This window comes from Acinetobacter sp. WCHAc060025 (assembly GCF_004209355.1).
Taxonomy (GTDB): Bacteria; Pseudomonadota; Gammaproteobacteria; order Pseudomonadales; family Moraxellaceae; genus Acinetobacter; species Acinetobacter wuhouensis.
The window spans coordinates 125,447-150,283 of record NZ_SGSX01000011.1; the positions used below are offsets into that span (position 1 = coordinate 125,447).

Genomic DNA, 24,837 nt, shown 5'->3' on the forward strand with positions numbered 1-24,837 from the left:
CTTCAACTTCATTCTTTATTTTTTAACTGGCTGAATATCAACATATTGCCACACGCTATTCATCATTGGATGTGCTTTATAACCTTGCACTTGCGGATGCATTAGCCAACTACGTAAGCGTGTGCTCCCCACAATCCATGGATTATCCGCTTCAATTTGACGATTCATTTTTTCATATAAAGGAATACGTTGCTGAGGTAGTAATGCTAAAGCTTGTGTGTAAAGTGAATCATAGGCTTTGGACTGATAACAACTGATATTACCTCGACCAGAGTTCGGTCCATATAAAAGTTGTGCGAAGTTTTCACCTTCGGGAAAATCAGCAATCCATGCACTGCCCCACAGCATATATTTACATTGCATGGCGGCTTTCATATTGTCAGCAAAATTACTCACAATAAACTCACTGCGCAATCCAACTGCATCTAAATTCTTTTTCCATAATTCAGATAAAATCGCATCTTTTGAACTACTTTGCATCAAGAATTTGATGCTTAAAGGCTTACCATTTGGCAAGGTTCGATAACCATCTTTACCTTTTTTATAACCAAAGCGATCGAGTAATTTATTGGCAAGTAAAGGGTTATAAGCAATACTACTTCTATATTTAGGGTCATAACCTTGCACCCCCTCTGGAATGAACATTTCAGCTTTTGTTGCTTGCCCTTTATATAATTGTTTGATCGACTCTTCATCATTATAAGACATCGCAATAGCACGACGTAACGCAATCTTATCGAGACTAAAACCACCAATCACAGGATCTTTCATATTGATCGAGGTATAAGTCACTTCAGGATCTTTATTTTGAAATAACTTAATGCCGAGCTTTTGTAGCGCTGGTTTGAGCTGCTTGCCATCTAAAGCTTGCGGGACAGCATTTGAAGTAAGTTTATCGTAATCTAGTTGCCCCGATTTAAATGCTAACCAACGTGATTGTTCTTCTTCGATAATACTGATATTGACCTTGCCGACTTGAGGCATCTGCTTGCCTGACATTTCCTTGACCAGCTGATTGTCCCATGCAGTGCCCGTGGATTTGTAATTCCATGTAAAACCACGATAGTCAGGGTTTGCGACCAATTCAATTTTACTGCGTGGCACATAGCGACTGAGTTGATAAGGTCCTGTTCCGACTGGATGTTGGCCTAGACGATCACCATAAAATTTAACCACTTCTCTAGCTGTAGCACCAAAGGTCACATAGGCAAGAATATACGGAAAATTATAATCAGAACGCGTTAAAGTAATTTGTAAGGTATATTTATCCAGTGCTTTTAGCCCAGCAATCGGTGCGTCGTAGTTAAACTTACCTGTTTTTTTCGCTGAATCGACCAGTTGATTTAAGCCAACTATTTTACCGTCAATGAATGAGAACGTTGGCGAAACATTTTTAGGGTCACTGATCCGCTGAATCGAATAAATATAATCTTGCGCAGTTAACTCACGACGCTTTCCTTTAAAAGCAGGATCGTCGGTAAAATAAATTCCTTGTTTAATTTTAAAAGTATAGACTTTACCGTCTTGCTCAATTTTAGGTAAGGTCTGAGCGGTGTTTGGAACGAGTACTACTGGTCGAGCAAGGTAATCATATTTTAATAATGGCTCAAAAATCGCCTCTGCAATATTGCCACTATAAAAATTATAAGTTTTGACCATATCAAAACCATCATCTGGTGCTTCAAATGCTAGATTTAAAACTTTATTTGGCTGTGCAGGTGTTTTCGCAACTGCTAGCTCCCCACCACTTATTGCACACGCCAGTAGCACAACTTGTAAAAACTTCGATTCCAAATTCATACCTATCTATTTTTATTTATCAAATTGGGTTAAACATCCTGTTTATATTTCCATCATCTTTATGCGCCATTTGGCAACGCCTTAAACAGTAAAATAACACTAGAGAAAATTAGATGTTATAACAGTTTAAATTTAAATCAAATTTCATTTTTTAAGTCCAACTCAACCCAATTTAATTTATTTTTATCTTGGGGTCTGTTGACATTTGTTGCGTAAAAATAAAGAGATAGTAAATTGATTAAAACGAGGAATTAATGCTCTGCATCCTGCACTATATTGTCCTGCATTGTAGTCATATGACTATTTTCTACATCAATCTTTCAGGTGATAAAAATCTTAGATCTTTTGTACTCACCATACGAATAGGATTTTTTTAGTAAAATACTATATATTTTTAAGAGTTATAGCGATATAGTTTGCACTTAGTTCACCGATAACAATACAGCAATATCGAGAAATACAATAAATAGATAATTTCCAATACAGTTATGACACATATTTCTTAAACTAACTGATGAGTTTGGTTATCTGAATAATGACGTATAGATTTTCATTGGTACTTTTCAAATCTTGTTTAGGCAAATTTAGACCAGATTTTTGAAATGATTTTAAATCAATCAAAAATTAAATGTTGTCAATATTTTATTGTTTAACGCTTATTATGGGAGTAAAGATGGGCAAGCGTTTTACAGAATTAGAAAATAGCACAACCAAGCGCTTTGTTAGTTTGGGTATCGTTATTCTCCTACATCTTATAGTTCTCTACGGATTAAGCACAGCACTATCAAAAAAAGTAGAAAAACCAACAGAAGCTCCTGTCGAAGCTCTTATTTTTCAGGACACTGTACCTAAATCTGAAAGTTTACATGTGGTTGATCTGCAATCTAAATCCACTATCGCAGTAAAAAAAACAGCGAAAACGACACACGCCAAAACCAATAAAAAACCATTAGGGAAAACTAAATCGACTTCATCCAATTCGGCAAGTTCGGCAAGTTCGGCAAGTTCGGCAAGTTCGGCAAGTTCGGCAAGTTCGGCAAGTTCGGCAACAGATACCGAATTACCTGCTTCAAGTCCACAAGCCTCATTAACATCAACAGCATCCTCTTCAACCACAACAATAAAACCAAAAGGTGAAACGCGTGGTGTCACCGCTGGGGAAAAAGCCTGTAAGCGCCCAGAATATCCAGATGACGCAATAGCAAAGAAAGAACAAGGGAGCGTTATTGTTTCACTCTTTGTCAGTCGTAATGGTGTTGTAAAAGAATCGAAAATTAAAAAAACCACTGGGAGTAAAGCTTTAGACCAAGCAGCTGCTAAGGCTTTCAGTTTATGTGGTTTCAAACCCGCATTAAAAGATGGTGAACCTCAAGATGCGTGGTACGACATTCCTTATGAATTTGAACTGGATGAATAAAAACTAATGCACAAATTAGCAATGAATAAATTAATAAAAATTTTGGAGATAACAGATGTATAACACGCGATCAATTCAACGTTTTATCTTCGCAGGAATCTTAGCAACGAGCACTTTACTTCCTATTGTTGCAGTGTTTGCAGAAGAAGAGTCCGCAACACCTGTAGCTGTAGAAACAACAAATACAGTATCAAATGATGTACCTGTACCTCCACTGCAACCTGTTGCTGTTCAGCCTGTATCTAATCCATACAGCTTTGAAGCTTTATGGAATGATGGTGATGTGATTACAAAGTCAACAATCTTCATTTTATTACTCATGTCAATTGGGACGTGGTACATCATCATTACCAAGTTTATCCAACAAGCAAAAATTCAACGGCAAGCCAAAGAAGCTGAAGTTAAATTTTGGGCAGCGTCTTCAATTGATACAGCCGCTGAAACCTTAACCGAAGCCAGTGTCTATCGCTTTATTGCTGAAAAAGGCATTAATTCTACTAAAAAGCATGGTGGCAACTTACTTGAACGAATCGATTTCAACACTTGGGTGACGATTTCTATCCAACGTGCCATTGATAAAATCCAGAGCCATTTAAGTGGTGGCTTAGCTTTCCTAGCAACTGTTGGCTCAACCGCACCATTTGTTGGATTGTTTGGTACAGTTTGGGGAATTTACCATGCATTAACAGCGATCGGTATTTCAGGTCAAGCCTCGATTGATAAAGTCGCTGGCCCTGTTGGTGAGGCATTGATTATGACTGCAATCGGTCTTGCTGTCGCAGTCCCTGCTGTACTGGGTTATAACTGGTTAATACGTCGCAACAAAGCTGTTTTAGACAACGTACGTGCTTTTGGCTCAGATTTACATATGGTCTTGCTCAGTGGCGAAATCAAAAATGATTCGAAAAGCAACAGCAAATAAGAGAGCCAACAATCATGGAAATGAATATCCGCTCAGACGATGATGAAAATGATTTCATTGCAACTATCAACACTACTCCTTTGGTGGATATTATGTTGGTTTTGTTAATTATTTTCCTTATCACTGTCCCCGTTGTGATCCATACTGTACCTGTAAAATTACCTGAGGAAAAAACTGCGCCTTATGTCACTCAGCCCATCAATATTCAAATTGCCGTCAATAAAGCAGGTGATATTTTTTGGAATGAAAAGTACATTGCAGACAAAACAACACTGATCAGCCGTCTACAAGTTGAAGCTAAGAAAACGCCTCAGCCTGAAGTTCATATACGCGGTGACCAAGTTACAAAATTTGAAGCCATCGATGAAGTGATCAGTGCCGCAAAGAATGCAGGGATCGGTAAAATCGCTTTTGTCACTACACCTGTCGCAGCACCATAGTCGGGAGAAACATCTTATGGGTATGAATGTTGGTTCCAATAAAGACGATGATGATGTGATGTTAGACATCAATATGACACCACTTATTGATGTGATGTTGGTATTGTTGATTATGTTTATTATCACCATACCAATTCCCAATAACTCGATTAACATTGACTTGCCTAATGGCGCGCCACCACCACCAACCAATGAGAAACCACCTGAGCCTGTTAACTTAAAAATTGATACGCAAGGTAAAATTTTTTGGAATGGTCAGCCCGTTGCAGATAAACAGGCTTTAGAAGTTTTGTTTAATGGTGTAGCACAACAAAAAGATCAAGACACGATCAAAGTGCAACCTGACAAAATGACTGAATATAAAGATGTTGCAATGGTCATGGCAGCTGCTCAACGCTTAAATGTGAAAAAGATTGGTATTTCAGCCAGTCAATAAACGTCAAAATTGATCTAAAACCGCTCAACATAATTGTATGGGCGGTTTTTATATAAGTAAAAGCGGTTCTTTAATAATTCATAAAGACTGTACAATTACTCAAACCGCTACATCCGCGTTTGTTCAATTAAATCAAATTGTTCAGAAGAATCATGTTGTGCAATCGTCGCGTGTAACGCAAAGTTTGCCCCACCTACATTATTCCAGTGCTCAATAAACCACTGCATACAAACCTGTGAAGCAACAGACCAAATATCTATGCCTTGCGCTAAATATTCAGCCTCGAATGACTGAGGATAAACCCCATCAATCAAAATCAAATTTGGATCGATGACACTTGGATAACGAGCTTCACCATTGACTAAAACAAAATGTTCAGAATGATTTTCATCTAAAAAGAACACTCGAATTGGAAATTGTTCTGTAAATTGCTCAGAGAATATCTCAAAAGCTAAAGTTTTCACTTCAAGCGGATAACGCTGTTGAATGAGTTGCACTAATACAGGTACGAGTAAGTCATCGAATGTCTTTAAGTGGTTTAAGATCTGAGATTGAACGTCTTGATTTTGATTCATCTTCGCTATTCTTATTCAACAGTTATACACAAAAGGATGTTATTGAATATTCAATAACATCCTTACAATACACCCAGCGCAGAATAACTAAAAGCCTCCGCTGTTCTCAATAAATTTTCGCTCAATCTCAATGCGTATTAAGCTTTTTTCACAAACTCAGATTTTAGTTTCATCTGACCAATACCATCAATTTTACAATCAATATCATGACCATCACTGCTATCTGCAACTAAGCGAATATTCTTCACTTTCGTACCGACTTTCACCACTGATGATGAACCTTTGATTTTCAAATCTTTAATCACAGTGACCGTATCACCATCGACTAAAACATTTCCAACCGCATCTTTAATTATGGTTTGCTCATCGGCTTGCCCCTGTTCACCCTCTTTCCACTCATGGCTACATTCAGGACAAATCAACAAATCTGCGTCTTGATAAGTATATTCAGAATTACATTTTGGGCATGCAGGTAAAGACATAATAAAGCTCAAGAACAATTCAAAAAGACGATCATATCATTTATATATTTTTCATCAACTTAAAACCATATTTAAATTAAGGAATAAATACTATTTCAATGTCGCCAATACATCGATCAATACCGTGACATGATTACGCCCTTCATTTTTCGCTGCTGTAAGCAAGGTCACCGTTTCATCATTGGTCAATTGCTTTAACTCAGCCAATTGAGACTGAACACTTTGCAACTCAGCCTTATACCTTTGCTGAAACTCATCCCAACGATTTTCAATATCTTCGTGATACCATTTACGCAGTTCATTGGATGGCGTGATTTCTTTTAGCCACAGGTCAATTTTTGCGTCTTCCTTTTTAATACCGCGCGCCCATAAACGATCAACTAAAATTCGTTTGCCATCATTTTCAGACGGCGCCTCATAAATACGTTTGGTTTGAATCATTTTTATGCCTTATTTCTTATTTAAATTTTACTGATCTGGAATACTTGGATTCACGAGAAGTCCAAACAATTGTAGTGATTCTTGCCACCCTAAATAACAAGCCTCAACAGGAATCATCTCTGGAATTCCAGACTGAGTAATATTGACCTCAGTACCAACAAGCACGCCTTTGATCTCGATAATCACTTCAATTTCCCCTGCCAGTTTAGGGTTATCAAAATGATCAAAATAACGAATCCGCTGATTGGGAATCAGTTCAACATACGTTCCGCCAAAAGAATGTGTCGAACCTGTAGAAAAATTAGTAAAAGACATTCGATACGAGCCCCCCACTGCGACATCCATCTGATGAACTTTGGCAGTAAAACCATGCGGTGGCATCCATTTTACAATAGCATCTGGATCTAAAAAGGCTTTATACACTCGTTCTGGTGGGGCACTAAATACACGGTGCAATTTCACAGTATTGCTCATACTCATATCCTTGAGTGTTTTTCTTAAAAATTCAGTCTACTGCGATCTATTATTGAGCTTTGTATGGCTTTAGTAGTTTGAAACTTAAATAAAAAAGCATATCAGACAAGATATGCTTTTTTTACTTTCGATCGATAAGAATTATTCTTCTAAATCTTCATCATCAAAGACATAAGCTGTGCAGCCCCAACCATCGTATTCGCCTTCATGCTGCTCTGCGATCTTGGTAAACCATTGTTCTAAATCATCAATATCTTCATGCTCAGGATACATGTTAACATAAACCGTAATCACCCATTCATTCGGATCAACTTCCTCATCTAAATATAAAGAAATTTTTTGTTCTTCATGAAGTAAATAAATGGCACACTTTTCAGCCAATTGCTGTGTTTTAAAATACAAAGAAAATTCAATTTCATGAATTTCTTCAAGATCGTCACCATCTTCGTGCATTTGCCAAAGCAAATTACCATTGTCATTTTCTGGGAATTTTTCTAAATCACGAGTCATGGCATCGTCCTCATTTCAGTTTTAAGTATTGAATTTACAATATCAAAGATTTATGACAGTTTTAAAATATTGCCGATTCACACACAAATTACTACTTTTATTTCACATTGTTTTGTAATAAAAATAAATATTATCAATTGAAAATGACACGCCTGATGTGTTGGGCGAAAAATAATTAAAGAAAAATATAGGTGTAGAATGCCACAATTTAGCCCACAACAACGCCAAGAAATTTTCTCACTCCTTCAACAAAATCGTAAAGTTGAAGCGGTCAAATGGGTCAAGGAACATTCAGATCTAGGCTTAAAAGAATCTAAAGACTGGGTTGAACAACTGATTGAAAATCCTAATTTTGATGATAGCGATAGTTATCATCTCGACTCTGGTAATTTAGACTTTGAACCCGATGAAACGCTTTACCCTCTTCATAGCAGTACTTATAAGGCACTTCAAAGCCAATATGACACAGGTGAAATCTATATCTTTTATCAAGATGGTCGCAAAGAACTCATCGATGAAGATCATCCTGAATGGGATGCCATCATGGATCAATTTGCTCATGGAGAACACTTTGAAACAGCCGATGAGTTTTTAGATGCAATGGAAGTGAGAAATGAGGAAATTTTTCATCGAGATTATCAAAGTGACACTACAAATACTTCCCAAAACCAACACTCATACTCTCGCCCTACTTCAACACAGACTCAACCTGTAGGCATCGAAGATCAATCTAAGAAAAGTGGTCTTTCACGTCTTGTTATGATCATTGTGATCGTGATTATTGCGGTCATGGCTTATCAGTTTATTGGCAAGTCTTGATATTCTATTGTTCGTCAAACCAAGCCTTTACATAGGAAAATAATAAAAATGAACCAATTAAAGGAACTTAATCCTGAACAGTTACAGACCTTTATTGATTACATACAGGCTGATCGATTAGATCAAGCTAAAATATTCTTGATCGAAACAATCAACTTAAAACCCACTGCGGCAAATAATTTGGTTCAACTTCTGCACGAAGATGCGGATGCACTGCAAATGTTTAAAGAAAATCCTCAAATTTTAGATCAACAGCAAACTGGCTCAAACACGAAATCCAAAATAGAATCAAACACTTTTGAGTTCAACTTTCATTCTAGTAAAATTAAGATGACGAATAAAGATGGAAAAACCACCGAAATTAATGATCAAAGCCCTGAATGGGACAACATTAAAAAACAGCTTAACATCGACTTATCGCAACCCGATGCGCTATCCAATCTTGCAAAGAACTTGATGGATGGACATTTGCAAATGAATAGTACCGAGTCCAAAGGCTTTGATTCGAAAAATTTTGACTCAATTTTTACCAACAATCAAACCACCGAGACCACACAGCATACAACTTCAAATCACCCAAACATGCCCAATTCCGGTGTAGAAGATTTAACAAAGTCTAAGAAATCGAACTCCATTTTACTTATCATTGGATTGATTATTTTCTGTGGCATTCTTGGGTTGTACTATTTTAAAGCCTAGTTTCTAGAAGATTAATTTATTCAATATTAACAACTATTTTACCATTACCTGATTTAAGCTTAGTAATTTTTGATGGGTAGTTATTTCCAACTACCTCATATATATCGACAACATCAAATATTGTAATTAAATATATACTTTTTATATGTTGATGATCAGAACAAATATAAAAACCTATGAGATTTCCTTCTTCTGAAAAACTCGGTAAAAAATAAAAGCTGTGTATAAATTGATTACAAAGTTGAACGATTGTCAAAGTACTTTGCTTTGGTTGATCAAAATTATATTTTTCAGCAGAAAAATTATTAATTATTGATTTTTTAGAGTTTTTATACTCAAACTCTAAAACTTTATATTCTTTTAGCCTAACTGAATCTGATATTTTTTGAGATTCAATTAATTTTCTAATCGCATAAAAACCAATGAATAAATCTTTTTCCAAGGAAAAAATATTCTTACTTCCCCATCTTTTTTGAATAATTCTAGATTGTAACTTATCTGCTAATTTTAAAAGATCATCTTTCCAAAAACTTGATTCTAAAATCATTTCATATCCACAAATAACTAACTCAATTCAATAATATCAATGGTGGGCGGTACTCGAAAACGGAATGGAACACCAACCATTCCCGTTCCAACACTGACAAACACATCCGCATTGGCATGTTTATATAATCCACGTTTATGTCCCAAGATTGATACTTTTTTCATGACATAACTGGTCAGCCACGGCAATTCCACTTGTCCACCATGGGTATGCCCTGACAGCATCAAAGGACGTGTTGAAAGTACTGGAACCATATCCACAGTATCTGGATTATGCGAAAGAATTAACCAAGGTTTATCTTGTGGTAAATCAGGCATATAACGCATATCTGCTTTACCCGCCCACAGATCACCTACCCCAATCAGCCTAAAATCATCAAATTCGACAATTTTACCTTCAATATCCATGACATTATTGACTTCAAGCGCATGTGCCAATAAAGCTTGAATCGGAGGTCCTGGATATTGTTCATCATGATTACCATTGACAGAATAAACAGGAGCTTGAATGTCTTTTAAAATCGACAATTCTTTTGCCAATTTATTTTCAGGCTCGTAAGTCCAATCTCCAGCAACAACAACAAAATCAGGCTGTTCTAAATTCACTTTTTTGACAATGGTTTTGAGTTGACGCTCATGCCCTGAAAAAAGTCCAATGTGTAAATCCGCAAGTAGTGCCACTTTAATCGGTTTAGTAAAGGCTTTGTCTTGTCCTAATTTATATTGAATATGATGAACATGCACCGTATGCGGCTCTATAAAGCGTGCATAAATCAATAAAGCACTAAGCAAAAATATAAAAATACTTTCGTGTAAGGAAAATTGACCGTTCCAACCTGCATAAATGCTAAAAAATAATAACGGAATTAATAAATAAGACAGGTAGAATGCTAATAAATGGACAAATGACTTAAAAGGATGGATCGTTTCAGTTCTAGACTGGCTTAACCATGCTTGGCTTATCCCCCAAACTGCAAGCACGATAAAGCTAAGATAAAAAATTGAGCTTATAGTTAGGGTTGGAAACATATTCAATCTCTTAAGTACAAAGTACTCGTCATCTCATTATTTATCTTTCAGAATATCCTGATTATACTCTAGCACGGATGAATCTCAGAAAATATTATGCAACGAACGATCAATCGTAATACTCAATTACAGCAAAAACATGACAATCAACCTGCGACATCATGGTTAATTGTGATCAGTTCATGCCTTTTTCTTAGCCTTTCAGCTTGTAGTACACTTCCGAAACAGGAAACAATTAAGCCAGAATATGCTTTTGACACAGACACTCAAGATACTGATTTAGCAAAAATTATCACACCTCTAAAAAGTCAAAATCCTGAGCTAACAGGTTATCACGTTTTATATGATCCACTTGAAGCGATTGCCGCACGAATTAATCTAATCGAAAAAGCCGAAAAGACATTAGATCTACAATATTACATTTGGGACAATGACAAAATTGGTTCATTGGCATTGTATAAAATCATCGAAGCAGCAGATCGTGGAGTAAAAGTTCGCTTACTCATTGATGATAATAATGCAGGTAAAATGGAGGGTGTTTATCTTGCACTTGATCAACATGCCAATATTGAAGTAAAGCTCTTTAATCCCTATCGTTTTAGAAGTTTACGCCCTGTAGATATGGTTTTAGATTTAAAACGTATCAACCGTCGTATGCATAACAAAACATTTACCGCAGATAATCAAATTTCATTGATTGGCGGACGCAATATGAGTAATCAATACTACAATGTCAGTGATAATTATCAGTTTTCAGATGTAGATGTGATGCTCGTTGGGCAAGCAGTTGATGATATAGCACATTCTTTCGATGAATATTGGAATCATAGCTATGCCTATCCTGTGAGAAATATTGTTAACCATAACAAATACACCTTACGCTATGACAGCTTAAAAGAACAACTCACCAAACATTATCAAGAAATTACCGTACAAAACTATTTGGATCTTAGTAACCGTACTCACGATTTTGATCAATGGCTCAACCATAACATTCAACTTGATTGGGTCAAAGCTGAAGTTGTGAAAGATGCACCAGATAAAATCCAAGCAAAAGCCAAGAAAGAACAGCATCTTGACTTCCAAATGGTTAATCGCTTAGAAACGCCAACTGAAAAAGTAGATCTAATTTCTGCTTATTTTGTCCCTCAAAAAGAAGGCAAGGAAAAACTGACTGAATTGGCGAACAAAGGTGGGAGTGTTCGTGTTCTGACCAACTCATTTAAAGCCAATGACGTTGCTTTAGTTCATGCTTTTTATGCAAAATATAGAAAAGAATTACTCAAAAATGGCGTAGAACTTTATGAGTTTCTGCCTGCTGTTTCGGAAGAAAATCTATATGCAAACTCCAAAGAAATTTCTAAAAAAGCAAAAGTGAGTTTAAAAGGTTTAAGTCGTTCAAGCCTACATGCAAAGCTTATGGCACTTGATTCAAAACAAGTCTTTATAGGTTCTTTTAATTTTGATCCGCGTTCAGCCAATTTAAACACGGAAATTGGCGTAATTATTAACAGCCCTCCATTGGCAAATGCAGTGCATAAAACCATGGATGATAATTTAAAAAAATATGCTTATAAATTAGTGCTTGATTCAAAACAAAATATTAACTGGCTCAAAGAAACGCCTTCAGGCATCGTGACGCTACGTAAAGAACCTAAAATGAAATGGTGGCAAAAAGCTGGAGTTAAGATGATTTCATGGTTGCCAATTGAAGGCTTTATGTAAGCCTTCAATAGATAAATCATGTAAAAAATTCAAAATAGATTAGACGCTTAAACTTGCCCTAATACCTCTTTTTGCAAATCTTCTAAACCCTGTTGCATCGTTTGTTGAACCAATGCCGTCAAACTTTCAACAGTATGACCCTCGGTTGAAATTGCTGGAAAAGTTTTTAAATGTGCTGTGACTTTCGGCATTTCCAACACACCCTGCACATTTTCAACAAAAGTTTCATTGCCGATAAATGGTACAACATTGTCTAACTGACCTTGTTTATTGACATAGCAAATCACACAAGTTTGCACTGGTTTTTTCGCTTCAATCGCTGCACCAAGGATACGACCATGGACTTTTTTAACCTTCGTGCCATCGGTCGTGGTTGCTTCTGGGAAGAATAAAACGGGGATATCTTTCGTTAAAAATTCAGCAATTTGCTCACGAATACGAACTGAATCACCCGACCCGCGTTTGATGAATAAAGTCCCTCCACCTTTAGCAAGATTGCCTAAAACAGGCCAACTCTCGATTTCAGCTTTTGCCAAAAAAAAGACTCGCGCACCTGAACCCAAAACTGCAATATCTAACCAAGAAATATGATTACTCACCCACAGCGCAGGTTCACGTGGAATTTCCCCATGTACACGAACATCGACATTAAAGACTTCGCTTAAACGACGACAGAAATACTGAACATAACGAGTATTTTTAGGATTATTTGGATCTTTGTAGAGCTGATGGCGATAAACCAAATAAAAACCTTCAGCGACTGCTGAAGTCCCTGCCACCAATTTTTTACTGTATAAAAATAGTTTTGAGAATGGATTTAAACTTGATTTCGACTTTTTGGTTGCTTGTTGTTGAGTCATAGACATTCACTAAACAGAATATATTTCATATTAAACTGAGATTATTGTATACGCATCTTGAACAACTTGCATTGATCATAAAGACATAAACGATAATTCGTACACTTAAAATTTAGCATGGCAAAATGCACAAAAATAAGCATGATTTAATTTTAAATGTTTCATAAAAATTTACTTTCAAATCAAACCCCATGAATTTAATTGTCATACTCAAGCACCTGTTTAGGATTTACAGCACAATTTCCTTTAGAATGAATCTATTCATTTTATGTTTGAGTTTAATCATCTGTGGAATACTTACAGCAAAATCAAGGTGGTGAAAAAACCATTTTAGTCAGTGTCAATGTACAAATTTTAGAGGATTTGGATGCTGAAGAATTTCGTTTGCTGGCAAAATCTGCAGGTGCGGAGATTTTTGAACATTTAACTGTACAAAGAATTAAACCTGATCCTAAGTTTTTTATCGGTTCAGGAAAAGCAGAAGAAATTGCTGAACTGGTGCATGTTGAAGAAGTACAACTGGTGATTTTTGACCAAGCCCTTTCCCCTGCTCAAGAACGTAATTTAGAACATATTTTAAAATGTCGTGTGATTGACCGCACAGGCTTAATTCTCGATATTTTCGCGCAACGTGCGCGTACCCATGAAGGTAAATTACAAGTTGAACTGGCTCAGTTAGATCACCTTTCTTCTCGTTTAGTTCGTCGACATAGCAATCTCGACAGTCAAAAAGGCGGCATCGGTTTACGTGGACCAGGTGAAACCATCCTTGAAACAGACCGCCGTTTACTGCGTATCCGCATGGATCAACTTAAAGATCGTCTAGAGAAAGTCCGTAAAACACGTATTCAAGGTCGTGCAGCACGTCAAAAAGCCAATATTCCAACAGTTTCTCTGGTTGGTTATACCAATGCTGGAAAATCAACGCTATTTAATATTTTAGCTAAAAGTGATGTTTACGCAGCAGATCAGCTCTTTGCTACGCTAGATCCGACATTGCGACGCTTAAATTGGGATGGGATTGGTACATTGGTTCTTGCTGATACTGTCGGTTTTGTGCGCAATCTGGCTCATTCTTTGGTCGAATCTTTTAAAGCGACTCTAGAAGAGACTTTAGAAGCCACATTATTGCTCCATGTGATCGATTCAAGTAGCCCAGACATGATGGAACAAATTGATGCAGTAGAAACAGTCTTGCATGAAATAGGGGCTGATATTCCGACCCTAAGGGTCTATAACAAGATTGATCAAAGTGGTGAGGAAGCTAAAATCATTTATGCAAAACCTCATCAACCTGAACGTGTATATGTTTCAGCCCATAGCCAACAAGGCTTAGACTTACTCCGCCAAGCAGTGCATGAATGTTTAATGGGGCAAATTCAGCGCTTTGAAGTGCGTTTAAAACCTGCTTATGGAAAATTGAAAAATCAACTCTATGCACTGAATGTCATTGAATCTGAACACTATGATGATGAAGCAAACTTACTTTTAAATGTCCGCATGGCACCTCAAAAGTTAGAACAATTAATTAAACAAGCGCATTTACCTATTGATGAAATCCTTGGAACGAAAGCCAATCAGTTCAAAAAACCATTAGAAGAGTTTGAAATAAAGCCTTAAATCGGTTAAAACGTGAAAGGTCAAACTTTATAAATCAAAACACATGGAACAGTTAAAACGCATTGATTGGCAAGCTTGGATTTTTACCATCGGGTTAATTATTTTTTTCCGAGAAGCTTCTGTTTGGGTCATGTCACAGTTTAATCATCCTGAACTTGGAAATTTAACAGGGCTTCTTAGCTTGTTATTTGTACTGGTCATTTGGCGTAGATTTAAAAAAATCCCTGCTCGTCTGGTCGATACGAATAATAAATTGATGAGAGAAAGTGGTTTTGCTTTTTTACCCGTCTGCGCAGGCTCACTGATCATGCTGGTCAGTATGGGCAAAGAAATTCCGTTATTTTTGGTCGTCATGTTTATTAGTACGCTGATTCCATTGTGGATTTACGCAAAAATGGCAAAAAAGTGGCTATAGGAGATTGAAATGTTAAGTGTACTCACCGGATTTTTCATCACCCTAATTGCTTACCTTGCTGCAAAACCGATAAATAAGCGTTTTCCTCAAGTTCCACTTTTAGTGATCGCGATGTTTCTTGTGATCGGAATCTTGCTCATTTTGAGAATACCTTATGAAAAATATAATGCGAATATGAATGGGCTATTTAGCCACCTCTTAGGCTATGTCACTGTAGCTCTAGCAATTCCTTTGGCATCCATGCGCTATGACGATCTACCACTCAAATCTGTGGTCGGTATTTTAGTCTTCGCCAGTGTCAGTGCAGTTGCCTTACCGATGAGCTTGGCATACTTACTGCATATGTCTGAACCAACCATCATGGCGTTTGCAACACGTGCTGTCACCACGCCAATTGCGATCAACATCGCAACTTTGTTGCACTCACCAGTCACTTTAGTGATTTTAATTGTTATTTTATCAGGTGTGATTGGATCAGCATTTTCATCCATTATTTTACGTAATATCAATGATGAACGTGCATCAGGTCTTGCTCTAGGCCTTGCGGCGCATGCGATTGGAACTGCTCAGGCATGGCAACGCGGTACAGTTGCGGGTCGTTATGCTGCGTTTGGAATGGCAGTAAATGCTGTATTCACCGCAATCTGGTTGCCAACATTTATACTTTTTATAAAATAATTGCGACTTTATTCACTTTTCACGTGATTGCATAGAGTAATTATTCAGCTTAAGATAAATTAAATTACCCATTTCGATAAGGATTCGATAAATGAGGCTCAATAAATTTATCTTAAGTGCTTTATTCTGTTCTATAAGTTTTAGCAGTATGGCAAAGGACATCACTGGTATTTGGAAAAATATTGATGATAAAACTGGCTCATCCAAAGCAGTCCTAGAAATTCGTAAAGAATCCAACGGAACCTATACAGCTAAAATTATTAAAATCACACCACGCCCTGGTTATACACCTAAAGAAACTTGTATCGACTGCCCTGCGCCCTATACAAACAAACCAATCTTAGGTATGGATGTACTTAAAAACCTCAAACAAACGGATGAAGATGATTTTACTGGTGGACGAATTATAGACCCGCTAACAGGTAAAATTTATTCAATGAAAGCCAAACTTAATCCAACGGGTAACCGTTTATCACTCAGAGGATATGTCGGTGTTTCAGCATTGGGGCGAAGCCAAACTTGGATTCGTGAAAGCCAATAAATCGCTAATATTGCCCAATAAGTCTAGTCTGCTGATCTTTGATCAATGTGGTTCTTAGTCATACACACCGACTAAGATTACTACTCTGCACTAGACTCTGCATATTATTCGAAATTAAAACACCAAACCAAAATTTTATAAATAATGAGCAATAATGTTTCTCTCCATGTATATATTTGTATATAAATCATAGGACTTGGTTTTAGATGGATGAAGCAATAATAATTTTTATGCCAAATAAGGCTTTACTAGGGATGTATAAATGAAAAAAGGACTTTTCAGCTGTATATTATTAGGGATAACAAGCTGGACACATGCAGCCGATATTATAGGAACTTGGCGAACTGTTGACGATAAAACAGGATATGTACGTGCTTATATTAAAATTGAAAAACAAAGCGATGATACTTATATCGGTAAAATTATCAAAGACTTTCCAGCACCTGGTGAAACCCCACTGACTCAATGCCGTAATTGCCCTGCTCCATTTACCAATAAACCGATTATTGGGCTTACCATTCTGCAAAAAATGAAAGTTGATCCAGATAATCCCAATCACTATATTGACGGTGAAGTCCTTGATCCTCGTGCAGGAAAACTTTATCACGGGAAGGCACGCCTAAATACAAGTGGAAACCGCCTAACGCTAAGAGGCTATATCGGTATTTCCATGATTGGGCGTAGTCAGACATGGATCAGACAAGAATAGCGAAAGGATTCATTTGCTCTGTCGAATAGAGTAAATCACTTCTTTATATTAAAAACTAATTCTACTCAATAAAAACCACTGCAATATCAATACTTAGTAAATTGGCTATATCTCTTAAGTTTTAAATATAGTCAATTTACTGCTATTTAATACAGCACAAAAAATAACCAAACAAAAACTCACATTAATAATTTTTTTTGTGATATAAAACACAATAACATTTAAGTCATTCATAAATACATTATTAATTAATAGAATTTAATTATATAATGTAGATTATGAATTAAAACTAAATAAATTTATTTTTGTTAAAGTAAAACGATCTATTGGTGATATAAATAAGCTTTAACAAATGAGAAAAAATTCTTCTCAAAAGCTATATGGGTATCATCATACTCGGTCATATCTAAGCAAGGTTAGAAGTTGACTCAATGCCAACTTTAACTACGGTGGTTTCAAAATGGAGTTCTCTTAAATCAAACCTCATTTGAACTATTTAAAGGAATATAATATGAAAAAATTTAATAAAATCATTTTATCAGCATGCTTACTTGGATTTAGTAGTGTCACCCTAGCTCAAGATATTCTAGGCATGTGGCAAAGCATCGATGATAAAACAGGTGCGCCAAAAGGCGCTGTTAAAATCACAAAAGATGAAAATAATATTTATACAGGTACCATTACCAAATTGACACCGCGCGTTGGTTATACACCTAAAGAATTTTGTGTTGACTGCCCTGCACCATTTACCAATAAACCCATGATTGGACTAGGTGTAATTCAAGGTTTGAAAAAGGTCGATGACTTCAACTATGTTAATGGAAAAATTTTAGATCCCAATACAGGAAAAATCTATAGCTTAAAAGCAAAATTAAGCCCTAATGGCAAACGTCTCGTTTTAAGAGGTTATATGGGGGTATCTGTACTAGGAAGAAGCCAAACATGGATTCGTTTAGACTAAAACCTAGTTCTACACTAACAAATGCTGATCATATTTTCAAAACATGATCAGCATAAACTTAAATCCAAATATTTAAGTCAACAGCTCGCCCAAAATAATAATCAGCACTGATAACAATATTAATCTGTTAAATGATGGAGACCATGTAAAGTCATCATCAAACCTTCTTTTGCAGGAATGGCTAAACTAAAATTATTTTTTAAACTCGCAGCAAAATCACCTTGATAAATTTTCATGCCTTGATGGGTTAAATTCGACTTGGCATCAATATATATTTTCTCTCCAATGCCTTCCCATAAACGACAAAAACCGTAGTCTTCAGACAGATAACGTCCCGTTTCTGGATCAACCATGACATCAAAGAAACGATAATGCAGTCCTTGATCTACGACATCTAACGAGTCTGGTACATATTTTAACTCAGGATAATGTTTCATCAATTTTTCAAATACTGCGCGTTTAATCACCATAAATCCTGTTGGTGCTTCACTCATTTCGATAAAGCCATCTTCTTGAATATAAATATCAAGATGTTCTTTACCTTCTTCAGCTCACGCATTGACCGTATACCTCTGATAGTTTGCTAAAAATTGCTCATAAGTCATCTTTTCAGGTAAGCCATCGGCAGGCCAGTGATCACGTTTCAATGGATAAACACCTGCTGCAATATCATAATCCGCTTGTAATAGACGGAAAGCTGCCTCTGCGCTAAATCCAATATCAGAATCAATCCAAAACAAATGTGTCCATTCAGGATTTTCTAAAAATGTCGCAACACAGTTATTTCTTGCACGTGTGATTAAACTTTCACCTTACATCAATAGAAATTGCAAAGGCATACCCTTATGTAAAGCTTGATGCTGAAAATTAAGCAGTGAAGTCAAATAATTATGAAAAAACTTGCCATCATGACTTGGAGTCACAACTAGCGGATAAATCGACTTTAACTCTTCAATTGTTAACATTTTTTATTTCCATCATTATTCAAAGCCAATGAGCACAAACTTTATTAATTCAATATTTTCTTTAAATTTTAAAATAATCATTTTAGTTTGCAACGCTTTGATATTATAAAAAACCCATCTTCGAAACAATTGAAATCATCGTGAATTTAATGATTATTTATTTTCACTCAAAAAGTAGCGAAAAAAATGCCACAAATCAGCGGCATTTTTTAATCATTCCGAAAACATTGGATTATCGACTTTAAAAACCTCTTTATCCTCTAAACGATAAGCAATCAATTGATGTCCCCAAACACAGCCACCATCGACATTTTGAATATGAGGATTAATCGTCCTGCCCTGTAACGCAGCCCAATGCCCAAAGACAATTTGATGCGTTTGGGCTGTTTTAGACGCATACTCAAACCAAGGTTTAAAGCCTTCAGGCATTGGCTCATCTAAGGCATCTTTAAAGCTAAACTCTAAACGCCCGTTTGTATCCATTAAACGCATACGGGTCAAATAATTGGTAATGCAACGTAAACGTGCATTTCCTGTTAAATCCTCTGACCAGACATCAGGTTCAGTGCCATACATTTCTGTTAAAAATGTATCTAAAACTGCAAAATCCTCATGTGAAATAACCGCTTCGACCTCTTTGGCATATTGAGCCGTTTGAGCTGCATCCCAAATATGCGGAATACCCGCATGGGTCAAAATGGTTTGATCATTAGGAAATACACACAGGGGCTGTTTACGCAACCAGTCAATCAAGTCATCACTTTCAAGTGCGTGAATCACATCATCGATACGATCTTTGTCTTTGAGTTTTTTAATCCCACGCGCCACAGCAAGTAAATTTAGATCATGATTTCCCAGTATCGTTGCTGCCGCACCACGTTCACAGAGTTTTTTAATGAAACGAATCGCACCGACTGAATTTTCACCACGTGCAATCAAATCACCTGCAAACCAAATAAAATCTTGGTCTGAATCAAATTGGATTTCTTTTAACAAAGCTTTTAGTGCTTCAAAACAGCCTTGTACATCACCAATCACATAGTTATATCGAATTGCACGGGTCATCTATTAAGCCACCATTTGATCTGACAATGCCACAAATTGTGCCAAAGTTAAGGTTTCTGGACGTGCCATTGGATCAACACCAGCATTTTCAAAACCATCTTCCACCAGCATACCTTTTAAGCTATTACGTAATGTTTTACGACGCTGCGTAAAGACATGTGATACCAAACGCGCTAAAGCTTTTTCATTTTTTGCCACAATCGGTTTAGTTGCATACGGCTCTAAACGAAACACCGCAGAAGTCACTTTCGGCGGTGGATTGAATGAACCAGGCGGTACTTCAAATAAGAATGTCGGTTTACAGAAATACTGAATCATCACCGACAAACGACCATATTCTTTGGTATTTGGCGAAGCTGTGATGCGATCTACCACTTCCTTTTGCAACATAAAGTGCATGTCTTTAACTTTGTCGCCAAACTCCAAGAGGTGGAATAAAAGCGGTGTTGAAATGTTATATGGCAAGTTGCCAACAACACGTAAAGGGCGATCTTGCTGGAAAAGTTCAGTGAAATCGTATTTCAAAGCATCGGTTTCAATGATTGTTAAACGCTCAGGATGCGGCACACGTCCTGGTAAACCTGCTGCCAAATCACGGTCAAGTTCAACCACTGTGAGTGCATCACACTCACCAATTAAAGGCGAAGTTAATGCTGCTAAACCAGGCCCAATTTCAACAATATTGTCACCTGAACGTGGTGCAACAGAACGTACAATTTTAGCAATCACACGTTGGTCATGTAAGAAGTTTTGTCCAAAACGCTTACGCGTATGATGCCCTTCATCTTTTGGGTTTAAGGCATTAATTTGATACATAAAAAAATCCAACGTGAAAAATTGATACAAAATCAGTAATAAGCGAAATCAAGCACCGAACAAAACAACAGCATTTAAAACCAGTTTTTGAATACTGTGATGCTAAGAGGGAGAAACGGTACACATAATTTACAAAAATGGATGAGTCTAAAATCATGCGATTGCTTTAGCTCATTTTGAGATTTTAACACAGCTCTAGCTTAAACGTGATACATCGCTAAATCGCACAACGATCTTTTCAATGATCTCAGCTTTTCAACCATACAAGGTACTAAATCATTCAACAAAAAAGCATAGCGCAACCTTAAAGCTTTGCTATGCCTTGTTAATAGATTATTCCAATATTTCACAGCATTTGTTGGATCATTAATGCGAATTTGTCTCTAATCTATTGATACGCGTAAAAAGATCTTCTGATTTGCTAATATTGTCTTGTGAAGCAAGAAAAACTCGCATTAGCGAATCTCTATTTTTCTGTAAATCTATTGTGGCTGCTTTTAAAACCTCATCGGTATCTTGCTGAATGGCAAGCAAACTGTCTCGTAATTCTTTCGCTGTTATTTTATTGACACCTAATTCTGCATTTCCTTCCAGTTGAGCTTTTAAATATGCGTTAAATGTTTCTAGATCAGCTTCAAAATCTTCCATACTTGAACGTGAAAACTCATCATTTTCCATCATATTGGTTAATGATCGCAGAATACGTTCAGCGATAAACACTTGATTTTTAGCAACAACCACTTGAGTTGATGGATAATTACCTCGCGCCATTTGATCAACCATCAAATTATATTCAGCTTGAATACCTGGAATGACATCCATAGTAGCTATTCTAAGGTCATATAAATGATTAATTTGTTTACTATTCTTTACAAAAATATCAATATTTGCACTAATCTCTTGTCCATCTTGCAATATTTGATTGGCTTCTTTGTCATTTGAATAATCTTTCTGAATCACAGCTAAAGCGTCTTTGAGTTTTGTTTGGCTATTTTCGAGTGCTTTTATTGTTTCTATGCTTCCCGAAGCCATTACCTGTTCAGTTTGTTTAGGAATCAATAAAGATAGAATCTTTAGATCACAAAGACTTTTCTGATCTGTCCCCAACGAGCAGGCAGACAGCATGGAGGCGATCATGACCGCCCCGATCATACTCATCCACCTAAAGCTCAATAAGGAATAATCTGCTTTTTTATGGCGTATCTTGTTATACATTTTCAAACCCTTACTTATGTTGTTTTAAAGCAATTTTTTTAAATAATAATTTTTAAATAACCAATTATTTACGACGCGCTAACTCCAATGCCAAATCCACAGCTACATGTAAACTTGAGCTTTTGGCTAAACCTGTTCCTGCCAAATTAAGTGCAGTACCATGATCCACCGAAGTTCGTATAAATGGTAAGCCCAAAGTAATGTTAATGGCTTCACCAAACCCTTGAGATTTTAGCACAGGTAAGCCTTGATCGTGATACATTGCGAGAACAGCGTCTGCATCTTTTAAATTTTCAGGGGTAAATAAAGTATCCGCCGGCATACTCAGACTCATGTTCACACCTTGCGCTCGATAGCTTTCAAGCACTGGATTAATGGTGTCAATTTCCTCATGCCCGAGATACCCCCCCTCACCTGCATGTGGATTTAAACCGCACACAAGAATGTGGGGATGCTCAATTTTAAATTTGGTTTTTAAATCATGAATCAGAATGTCAATGACTTGGTGCAAACGTTGTTTGGTAATCGCATCTGCAACATCACGTAAGGGTAAATGTGTAGTTGCTAACGCCACACGCAATGTTTTGGTTGCAAGCATCATCACCACACGATCCACACCAGCAAACTCTTGGTAATACTCAGTATGCCCACTAAAATGAATACCAGCATCATTGATCACAGACTTTTGTACAGGTGCAGTTGCCACGCCAACACTTTGCTCTTCCACAGCATAATAAGCAGAACGACGAAGCTGCTCTAATACATAAGCTGAATTTTCAGGATTTAATTCACCTAAAACCACATCTTGGTTTAAAGGTACATGCTCGACAAATAGTTGACCTTGAAGTGATGATTGCTCTTGTTGTTGATATTCAATAATTTCTATTTCTGTATTTAAAATTTTGGCACGATCACGCAACATATGAATGTCTGCTAAGACCACGACTGGGCGCTCATCGACACGATCTGCCAAACTCAAACAAATATCAGGACCTATACCTGCAGGTTCGCCACTTGTGACATATAAAGGAAGCATGACAATCCACTCAAGCCAATCTAAATTAATTCTATTATACGCGTGAATAACTATTTTTCTTTTCTAAGCTTTTAAATATTTGCTCATCAATATTCATGGTTATTCAGCTTCGATTTTGATTTTCAATTGAGCGCTCCTCAATTCTAATACACTGATTAAACAGCTCAACAATCCATCCCAATTAAGCTTTGCTTTTTAAATCAACAATCAGTATAATAATGCACCTGAAATTCTAAATTTCGATTGTGGATTCTTCATGTTTCAGATAGAATTCGCACTCCTTTTGTTTGGACAGATTCCATAGTCCAAACCAACTATAATAGGTAGTGGTTTAATGAAAACTCTCAGCGCTAAGCCTGCTGAAGTTCAACACGACTGGTACGTTGTTGATGCTTCTGGCAAAACTTTAGGTCGCCTTGCGACTGAAATCGCTCGTCGTTTACGCGGTAAACACAAAACTTCTTATACTCCTCACGTTGACACTGGTGACTACATCGTTGTTATCAATGCTGAGCAAGTACAAGTGACTGGTAAAAAAGCACTTGATAAGAAATACTATCGCCACACTGGTTTCCCTGGCGGTATTCGTGAAACTAATTTCGAAAAATTAGTTGCTCACAAACCAGAAGAAATCTTCGAACGTGCTGTTAAAGGCATGTTGCCAAAAGGTCCTCTTGGTTATGCAATGATCAAGAAAATGAAAGTGTACGCTGGTACTGAGCATCCACATACTGCTCAACAGCCACAAGTTTTGGACATCTAAGGGATACTGCACATGGCTACTAATTATGGTACAGGTCGCCGTAAGACCGCAACTGCACGTGTTTTCCTATCAGCTGGTACTGGTAAACTCGTAATCAACAACCGTACTCTTGAACAGTACTTCGGTCGTGAAACTGCTCGTATGGTTGTTCGTCAACCACTTGAGCTTTTAGAAGCTACTGAAAAATATGACCTTTACATCACTGTTGCTGGTGGTGGTATCGGTGGTCAAGCTGGCGCTATCCGTCACGGTATTACTCGTGCATTGATCGCTGCTGACGAAACTTTAAAACCTGCTCTTCGTCAAGCTGGTTTCGTTACTCGTGATGCTCGTGAAGTTGAACGTAAGAAACTTGGTTTACGTAAAGCGCGTAAACGTCCTCAATTCTCTAAACGTTAATTCGTTTACCGAATCGGACAAAAAACCTTGGCTTTTGCCAAGGTTTTTTTATGTGCTAAATAAGCTTGAAATCCAATATGATTCGATAAATCAAATCTCCAACACTGATAAGTTCACTACATTCTTTATTAATCAATAATTTTTAAATTACTCATGACTTGCATATGCATCCCCACCTGGAATTTCAGGGGCTAGTGGTATGTGTGAACATACAGCCGCATGAGGATTATCTTCACAAGGTACGACTACAGTACAATTTTCTATGCCAGCGCAAGCGTCTTCAGACAAATGCTGTTTTGTATCGTCCTTTTGATCTACTGTATTTGGTTTTGCCACTTGTGCCATCTCAGCTAGTTTTGAACTAGGAACACTGTTGCACGCACTCAACAGAAATACCACAACCAAGTTAAAACACATATATTTACTCATTATTTTATTTAACATTTTCCATTCCTATTTCTATCTATTTAACCCTATAG

General features: G+C 36.9%; 32 protein-coding genes. 15 read left to right on the forward strand and 17 right to left on the reverse strand.

The window, feature by feature from the left end; all coding sequences use genetic code 11:
- Positions 1-15: 15 nt before the first annotated feature.
- Positions 16-1,800: an ABC transporter substrate-binding protein gene (locus EXE09_RS10990; protein WP_130117299.1), complete on the reverse strand. Its 1,785-nt coding sequence runs from the start codon at positions 1,798-1,800 to the stop codon at positions 16-18.
- A 673-nt stretch (positions 1,801-2,473) separates the two neighbouring features.
- On the opposite strand from EXE09_RS10990, the gene EXE09_RS10995 reads away from it, so the two are divergent.
- Genes EXE09_RS10995 through EXE09_RS11010 form a run of 4 tightly spaced genes read left to right on the forward strand, consistent with a single transcriptional unit; the run spans position 2,474 to position 5,015 of the window.
- The gene (locus EXE09_RS10995) at positions 2,474-3,217 is read left to right on the forward strand and encodes an energy transducer TonB (protein ID WP_130117300.1); all 744 of its coding nucleotides are present in this window, start codon (positions 2,474-2,476) and stop codon (positions 3,215-3,217) included.
- Between the two features lie 55 nt (positions 3,218-3,272).
- Positions 3,273-4,139: a MotA/TolQ/ExbB proton channel family protein gene (locus EXE09_RS11000; RefSeq protein ID WP_130117301.1), complete on the forward strand. Its 867-nt coding sequence runs from the start codon at positions 3,273-3,275 to the stop codon at positions 4,137-4,139.
- 14 nt (positions 4,140-4,153) lie between these two features.
- Positions 4,154-4,579 carry an ExbD/TolR family protein gene (locus tag EXE09_RS11005; RefSeq protein WP_130117302.1) on the forward strand — a complete coding sequence of 142 codons (426 nt, stop codon included), beginning with the start codon at positions 4,154-4,156 and terminating at the stop codon, positions 4,577-4,579.
- Positions 4,580-4,595: 16 nt separating this feature from the next.
- A complete protein-coding gene (locus EXE09_RS11010; protein WP_130117303.1) occupies positions 4,596-5,015 on the forward strand; it encodes an ExbD/TolR family protein in 420 nt (139 codons plus the stop codon).
- A 107-nt stretch (positions 5,016-5,122) separates the two neighbouring features.
- Here the strand turns inward: EXE09_RS11010 and EXE09_RS11015 are convergent, their stop codons facing one another.
- The 5 genes from EXE09_RS11015 to EXE09_RS11035 form a co-directional block, all read right to left on the reverse strand.
- Positions 5,123-5,590, reverse strand: coding sequence for a hypothetical protein (locus EXE09_RS11015; protein WP_130117304.1), 468 nt, complete (start codon positions 5,588-5,590; stop codon positions 5,123-5,125).
- A gap of 137 nt (positions 5,591-5,727) precedes the next feature.
- A complete protein-coding gene (locus EXE09_RS11020; RefSeq protein ID WP_068974904.1) occupies positions 5,728-6,072 on the reverse strand; it encodes a zinc ribbon domain-containing protein YjdM in 345 nt (114 codons plus the stop codon).
- A gap of 90 nt (positions 6,073-6,162) precedes the next feature.
- Positions 6,163-6,513: a DUF488 domain-containing protein gene (locus EXE09_RS11025; RefSeq protein ID WP_130117305.1), complete on the reverse strand. Its 351-nt coding sequence runs from the start codon at positions 6,511-6,513 to the stop codon at positions 6,163-6,165.
- 27 nt (positions 6,514-6,540) lie between these two features.
- Entirely contained in the window at positions 6,541-6,987 is a 447-nt protein-coding gene (locus EXE09_RS11030; RefSeq protein WP_130117306.1) for an SRPBCC family protein, read from the reverse strand.
- A 141-nt stretch (positions 6,988-7,128) separates the two neighbouring features.
- Positions 7,129-7,497 (reverse strand): ribonuclease E inhibitor RraB, encoded by a 369-nt coding sequence (locus EXE09_RS11035; RefSeq protein WP_068974907.1) that lies wholly within the window; start codon positions 7,495-7,497, stop codon positions 7,129-7,131.
- Positions 7,498-7,695: 198 nt separating this feature from the next.
- On the opposite strand from EXE09_RS11035, the gene EXE09_RS11040 reads away from it, so the two are divergent.
- Positions 7,696-8,316, forward strand: a complete 621-nt coding sequence (locus EXE09_RS11040) for a hypothetical protein (protein ID WP_130117307.1) — start codon at positions 7,696-7,698, stop codon at positions 8,314-8,316.
- A 48-nt stretch (positions 8,317-8,364) separates the two neighbouring features.
- On the forward strand, positions 8,365-9,015 hold the full coding sequence (locus tag EXE09_RS11045) for a hypothetical protein (RefSeq protein ID WP_130117308.1): 651 nt from the start codon (positions 8,365-8,367) through the stop codon (positions 9,013-9,015).
- 16 nt (positions 9,016-9,031) lie between these two features.
- Here the strand turns inward: EXE09_RS11045 and EXE09_RS11050 are convergent, their stop codons facing one another.
- A complete protein-coding gene (locus tag EXE09_RS11050) occupies positions 9,032-9,562 on the reverse strand; it encodes a hypothetical protein (RefSeq protein WP_130117309.1) in 531 nt (176 codons plus the stop codon).
- A 17-nt stretch (positions 9,563-9,579) separates the two neighbouring features.
- Complete coding sequence (locus EXE09_RS11055; protein WP_130117310.1) at positions 9,580-10,590, reverse strand: metallophosphoesterase; 1,011 nt, start codon at positions 10,588-10,590, stop codon at positions 9,580-9,582.
- A gap of 96 nt (positions 10,591-10,686) precedes the next feature.
- On the opposite strand from EXE09_RS11055, the gene EXE09_RS11060 reads away from it, so the two are divergent.
- Positions 10,687-12,315 (forward strand): phospholipase D family protein, encoded by a 1,629-nt coding sequence (locus EXE09_RS11060; RefSeq protein ID WP_130117311.1) that lies wholly within the window; start codon positions 10,687-10,689, stop codon positions 12,313-12,315.
- A gap of 47 nt (positions 12,316-12,362) precedes the next feature.
- On the opposite strand, the gene EXE09_RS11065 is transcribed toward EXE09_RS11060, so the two are convergent.
- The gene (locus tag EXE09_RS11065; RefSeq protein ID WP_068974912.1) at positions 12,363-13,175 is read right to left on the reverse strand and encodes a lysophospholipid acyltransferase family protein; all 813 of its coding nucleotides are present in this window, start codon (positions 13,173-13,175) and stop codon (positions 12,363-12,365) included.
- Between the two features lie 288 nt (positions 13,176-13,463).
- Between EXE09_RS11065 and hflX the strand changes: the two genes are divergently transcribed.
- The 6 genes from hflX to EXE09_RS11095 all read left to right on the forward strand — a co-directional run bounded on the left by hflX (position 13,464) and on the right by EXE09_RS11095 (position 18,099).
- Positions 13,464-14,795, forward strand: coding sequence for a ribosome rescue GTPase HflX (hflX, locus tag EXE09_RS11070; RefSeq protein ID WP_068974913.1), 1,332 nt, complete (start codon positions 13,464-13,466; stop codon positions 14,793-14,795).
- A 43-nt stretch (positions 14,796-14,838) separates the two neighbouring features.
- A complete protein-coding gene (locus EXE09_RS11075) occupies positions 14,839-15,210 on the forward strand; it encodes a hypothetical protein (protein ID WP_087552323.1) in 372 nt (123 codons plus the stop codon).
- A 9-nt stretch (positions 15,211-15,219) separates the two neighbouring features.
- Positions 15,220-15,888 (forward strand): LrgB family protein, encoded by a 669-nt coding sequence (locus EXE09_RS11080; protein WP_130112554.1) that lies wholly within the window; start codon positions 15,220-15,222, stop codon positions 15,886-15,888.
- 91 nt (positions 15,889-15,979) lie between these two features.
- Positions 15,980-16,429 (forward strand): DUF2147 domain-containing protein, encoded by a 450-nt coding sequence (locus EXE09_RS11085; RefSeq protein ID WP_068974916.1) that lies wholly within the window; start codon positions 15,980-15,982, stop codon positions 16,427-16,429.
- Between the two features lie 262 nt (positions 16,430-16,691).
- Complete coding sequence (locus EXE09_RS11090; protein ID WP_130117312.1) at positions 16,692-17,138, forward strand: DUF2147 domain-containing protein; 447 nt, start codon at positions 16,692-16,694, stop codon at positions 17,136-17,138.
- A gap of 511 nt (positions 17,139-17,649) precedes the next feature.
- Positions 17,650-18,099, forward strand: a complete 450-nt coding sequence (locus EXE09_RS11095; protein WP_068974918.1) for a DUF2147 domain-containing protein — start codon at positions 17,650-17,652, stop codon at positions 18,097-18,099.
- A gap of 119 nt (positions 18,100-18,218) precedes the next feature.
- Here EXE09_RS11095 and EXE09_RS19065 read toward each other — a convergent pair whose 3' ends face one another.
- From EXE09_RS19065 to pdxA, 7 genes are all read right to left on the reverse strand, one after another.
- Positions 18,219-18,593 carry a hypothetical protein gene (locus tag EXE09_RS19065; RefSeq protein ID WP_228257200.1) on the reverse strand — a complete coding sequence of 125 codons (375 nt, stop codon included), beginning with the start codon at positions 18,591-18,593 and terminating at the stop codon, positions 18,219-18,221.
- 57 nt (positions 18,594-18,650) lie between these two features.
- Positions 18,651-18,839 carry a hypothetical protein gene (locus tag EXE09_RS19070; RefSeq protein ID WP_228257201.1) on the reverse strand — a complete coding sequence of 63 codons (189 nt, stop codon included), beginning with the start codon at positions 18,837-18,839 and terminating at the stop codon, positions 18,651-18,653.
- 72 nt (positions 18,840-18,911) lie between these two features.
- The gene (locus EXE09_RS19075; RefSeq protein ID WP_228257202.1) at positions 18,912-19,064 is read right to left on the reverse strand and encodes a hypothetical protein; all 153 of its coding nucleotides are present in this window, start codon (positions 19,062-19,064) and stop codon (positions 18,912-18,914) included.
- Positions 19,065-19,277: 213 nt separating this feature from the next.
- Complete coding sequence (locus tag EXE09_RS11105; protein ID WP_130117313.1) at positions 19,278-20,129, reverse strand: symmetrical bis(5'-nucleosyl)-tetraphosphatase; 852 nt, start codon at positions 20,127-20,129, stop codon at positions 19,278-19,280.
- A 3-nt stretch (positions 20,130-20,132) separates the two neighbouring features.
- Complete coding sequence (rsmA, locus tag EXE09_RS11110; protein WP_130117314.1) at positions 20,133-20,945, reverse strand: 16S rRNA (adenine(1518)-N(6)/adenine(1519)-N(6))-dimethyltransferase RsmA; 813 nt, start codon at positions 20,943-20,945, stop codon at positions 20,133-20,135.
- Positions 20,946-21,311: 366 nt separating this feature from the next.
- Positions 21,312-22,160: a pilus assembly protein PilJ gene (locus tag EXE09_RS11115; protein WP_130117315.1), complete on the reverse strand. Its 849-nt coding sequence runs from the start codon at positions 22,158-22,160 to the stop codon at positions 21,312-21,314.
- A gap of 64 nt (positions 22,161-22,224) precedes the next feature.
- A complete protein-coding gene (gene pdxA, locus EXE09_RS11120; protein ID WP_130117316.1) occupies positions 22,225-23,196 on the reverse strand; it encodes a 4-hydroxythreonine-4-phosphate dehydrogenase PdxA in 972 nt (323 codons plus the stop codon).
- Between the two features lie 334 nt (positions 23,197-23,530).
- Between pdxA and rplM the strand changes: the two genes are divergently transcribed.
- Positions 23,531-23,959, forward strand: a complete 429-nt coding sequence (gene rplM, locus EXE09_RS11125) for a 50S ribosomal protein L13 (RefSeq protein ID WP_068974924.1) — start codon at positions 23,531-23,533, stop codon at positions 23,957-23,959.
- A 12-nt stretch (positions 23,960-23,971) separates the two neighbouring features.
- Complete coding sequence (gene rpsI / locus EXE09_RS11130) at positions 23,972-24,358, forward strand: 30S ribosomal protein S9 (protein WP_068974925.1); 387 nt, start codon at positions 23,972-23,974, stop codon at positions 24,356-24,358.
- A gap of 147 nt (positions 24,359-24,505) precedes the next feature.
- On the opposite strand, the gene EXE09_RS11135 is transcribed toward rpsI, so the two are convergent.
- Positions 24,506-24,775, reverse strand: coding sequence for a hypothetical protein (locus EXE09_RS11135; protein ID WP_130117317.1), 270 nt, complete (start codon positions 24,773-24,775; stop codon positions 24,506-24,508).
- Positions 24,776-24,837: the final 62 nt, after the last annotated feature.